Source organism: Chryseobacterium sp. 2TAF14, from assembly GCF_052115105.1.
Taxonomy (GTDB): Bacteria; Bacteroidota; Bacteroidia; order Flavobacteriales; family Weeksellaceae; genus Chryseobacterium.
In genome coordinates, this window is sequence record NZ_JBFRGA010000219.1 from 1 (window position 1) to 3,883 (window position 3,883).

3 protein-coding genes, 1 tRNA gene and 1 pseudogene are annotated in these 3,883 nt (G+C 35.6%); 1 reads left to right on the top strand and 4 read right to left on the bottom strand.

Annotated elements, in window-relative coordinates:
* Positions 1–191 (top strand): annotated as a pseudogene (locus tag AB4Y90_RS16230) (hypothetical protein); the annotation flags it as partial.
* Positions 192–251: 60 nt separating this feature from the next.
* Here AB4Y90_RS16230 and AB4Y90_RS16235 read toward each other — a convergent pair.
* From AB4Y90_RS16235 to AB4Y90_RS16250, 4 genes are all read right to left on the bottom strand, one after another.
* Complete coding sequence (locus AB4Y90_RS16235) at positions 252–623, bottom strand: hypothetical protein (protein ID WP_441558618.1); 372 nt, start codon at positions 621–623, stop codon at positions 252–254.
* 235 nt (positions 624–858) lie between these two features.
* Positions 859–932 (bottom strand) — tRNA-Ala (locus AB4Y90_RS16240).
* Between the two features lie 135 nt (positions 933–1,067).
* Positions 1,068–2,480: an efflux transporter outer membrane subunit gene (locus AB4Y90_RS16245; RefSeq protein WP_441558619.1), complete on the bottom strand. Its 1,413-nt coding sequence runs from the start codon at positions 2,478–2,480 to the stop codon at positions 1,068–1,070.
* Between the two features lie 21 nt (positions 2,481–2,501).
* Positions 2,502–3,883, bottom strand: a 1,382-nt coding sequence (locus tag AB4Y90_RS16250) for an efflux RND transporter permease subunit (RefSeq protein ID WP_441558620.1), incomplete at its 5' end; no start/stop codon positions are given.

Below are 3,883 nucleotides of genomic sequence, written 5' to 3' on the forward strand. Positions count from 1 at the left end.
ACGAAGCAGCGATTGTGAGTATAAAAATAGATTTTGAAAACTATCTTTCAGAATCTTTTGAAGAAAAAATAAAATTGCAGGAAAACCAGACCGATGTTGTTTTTGAAAATCATTTTTCGGAAGAAGATCATGTGATTCATTTTGTTGCAGTAAAAAAAGATTCCCAAGTCGTACAAATGGGATTTGTTTAAATAAATTAAAAACGGCTGCAAACAAAGTTTGCAGCCGTTTTTTTATTTATAATAGTTGATCTATTTATCTTTTTCTCCGGACCAAGATCCGCTTCTTGCAGGAGTTGGTGATTCGTTCGTCCAATTTCCGCTTCCTTTTTCATCGATGTTTAATGTTCCGTTAAACTGTCCGTCTGCAGGCAAAACCAATTCAGCGGTTAATTGACCAGATCTGTCTAGAAACCCTGAAATATTATAATTTTCATTGCTTGTTTCATTGTACATTGTTCCGGTAACTTTCCCATCGGTGGCAACTACAAATTTCCAAAGACCTTTTTCTGTACCTTCGTAAGTTCCGGACCAGGTTCCTACATAATCAACAAGGGTTTCGTCATCTGCGGTACATCCAATTAATGAAAAAATAGTTAATAAAAGCAAAAATAGTTTCTTCATAGGTTACAATAGTTTATGAAATAAGTTTATTTATTCAATTTATTCTTAAAAATAGTCTGAAACATTCAGGATAGTTTTTAAAATTCAAGTTATCTCTATATTTTTAGAATTGGGCAAATATATCAATTTAATTTTATAGTTTAATATTTTACGGAAGATAATTTTTAAATGGTCTGAGGAAAATTTGATTAAATGCAAAAACCTTCCAAACAGGAAGGCTTTTTACAATTAAATGTGGAGAATACGGGGATCGAACCCGTCACCTTTAGACTGCCAGTCTAACGCTCTAGCCAGATGAGCTAATTCCCCTTACTTTTTATAAGTATGCAAATGTAAGTATTTATAGATGATATACAAATTTTATTAAATATTTAATAAAAAAAACGTGCACTGTTTCCAGCACACGTCTTAACAAGATTTGAATATATAATAACTAACTTTTCGTTATTTCCATCCACCGCCTAAAGCCTGGTATAAATCTACTGCAGCCTTCATTTTACTGTATTCTGCATTTGAAATATTAAGCTCGGCATTTAATGAGTTTACACTTGCGTTTAAAACTTCAAGGTAATTTGCCATTCCGTAGTTGACCAATTCCTGAGAATAATCAACTGATTTTTTGTAAGAATCAAGCTCTTTTTTCTTTAAATCGATAAAAGAATCCTGCACCGAAAATACTCTTATGGCATCAGAAACTTCTTTTCCGGCATTCAGAATAGATTTTCTGAAATTAAGATACGCTGTTTCTTTGTTGGCTAAACTTACATCGTAGTTGGTTCTGATCTGTCTTCTATTTAAAATGGGTTGTGCCAAACCGGCTACAACATTCGCAAAAAGAGAGTTTACACTAAACAAATGATCGATGTCTACCGATTGTACACCTCCACTTCCCGTTAATCTTAAGGTTGGATAAAACTGAGCTTTGGCAACATTAGTCAATTCAAAAGCGTTCATCAAATTAAATTCTGCCTGCATCACATCAGGACGATTTGACAGCAAACTTGCAGGATATCCTAAAGCTAAACTGTTAGGAATTGTTTGTGATGATAATGATGATCTTGTAATGGTTTGTGAAGATTCACCCATCAAAAGGCTCATTGTGTTTTCTAAAAGCTGGATTTGAGTATCAATGTCGATCAGTAAAGATTTGGCATTATAAACCAAAGCTTCACTTTGCTGAACGGCAACTTCCGTCAATGTTCCGGCTTCTTTTAAAGCTTTTGTGGTTTCTAAATTATTTTCTCTTACTTTAATAGTTTCTTCAATGATTCTCTTTTGGTCATCAAAAGTCAGCAACTGAAAATATGCCGAAGCGATCGATGCAACTAAGTCACTTTTTACCGCTTTATGAGCAGCTAAAGTTCCCAGATAAGTTGCTAACTGGGCTTTTTGCTGAGACTTCATTTTTCCCCATAAATCTGCTTCCCAACCGATGGTTGCTGTAATATCAAACTGATTTACATAACGTCTCTCTCCGATGATCTGACCAAACTGAGTATTAATTGACTGTGTCTGAAAAGTATAATTGGGTCCGATTGATAAAGTGGGTTCGTAAGCTGCTTTTGCCTGTTTTAAATAAGCTTCTGCAGAAGTGATATTTTGTACGGCGATTCTTACATCAAGATTGTTTTCTAAAGCTTTTGTAATGTGTCCCTGAAGAATAGGATCTGTGAAGATCTCTTTCCAGGAAACATTCGCAATACTTGTGCTGTCCTGAGGCAGCATATCGGTACGGAACAGTTTTTCGTCAACTGCAGCGGCTGGTCTTTCATACTCTTTTCTTACATGACAAGAAGTAATAACTACCGCAGTAAGCACTGACAAAGCTGTTCCTTTTATTATTGATAAATTTTTCATTATTTAAATCTTAAAGATTTCTTATTCAGCTAAGTTCATTTCTTCGTGCTTGATCGGCTTGATTTTCTCCTGTAAATTTTGGAAAATCACATATAAAACCGGAATTACAAACACCCCTAAAATAGTACCGATCAATAAACCAATTGCAGCACCTGTCGCAATAGAACGGTTACCTACAGCACCAATTCCGCTTGCTAAAACCAATGGCAATAAACCGAAGATAAACGCCAATGATGTCATCAAAATCGGTCTTAATCTGGCTTTTGCTGCATTTACTGCCGATTCTACAATAGTTTCTCCATGATGTCTTCGCTGAACAGCAAATTCGATAATCAAAATCGCATTCTTCGCCAATAATCCGACCAACATAATCAATGCAATCTGGAAGTAAATGTTATTTTCAAGACCCATTATTTTCTGTCCGAAATAAGCTCCCATAACTCCTAAAGGCAGCGAAATTACCACAACCAATGGAAGAATGTAACTTTCGTATTGAGCCGAAAGAATGAAATAAACAAATACCAAACTCAAAGCAAAGATCAATAAAGTCTGCGATCCTGAATTTAATTCTTCTCTTGTAAGACCTGTAAATTCTACACCGTAATTTTGATCAAGTGTCTCCTTAGCTACCGCCTGAACCGCAGTAATGGCGTCTCCAGAACTGTAACCAGCCTTGTTTGCTCCGGTAATTTTTACTGAAGTAAATAAGTTATAACGACCAACCGATTGAGGTCCGTAAGATTTAGTTAATGTCACAAATTGTGAAATTGGCGACATCTCTCCTGAACTTGTCTTAATATAAAACTGATTAAGGCTTTCTGCATTTACTCTGCTTTCAGGAAGTGCCTGAATCATTACCCTAAACTGTTTTCCGTATTTGGTAAAGTCTGCACCATAAATTCCACCAATATAACCCTGCATTGTTGATAAAATATCGTTTACAGAAACTCCTTTTTGTTTCGCTAAAGGAACATTGATTTCCATTAAATACTGCGGATATTTTGTATTGAAAGAAGTCTGTGCAAATTCAATTTCCGGTCTCTGCATCAGGTTTCCGATAAATTCATTGGTTTTTGCATCTAGCTGAGCAAAATCTCCTCCGGATTTATCTAAAAGTACCATCTCAAAACCTGCACTGCTACCAAATCCCGGTACACTTGGAGGCTGGAAGAATACAACTTTAGCATCAGGAACTTTTCCTGCAAGACCAAATAATCTTTTGGTAATTTCCTCAGAAGATAATCCGTCACCTTTTCTTTCGTCAAAAGGTTTAAGTTTCACAAAAGCAAGGCCGTTATTACTACCGTTTCCGGATAATAATCCTCTACCTGTAGAAATCGTTACGTTTTGAATTCCAGGAATCTGCAATGCATTTTTCTGTAAAGTTTTCAGAACGTTGTAGG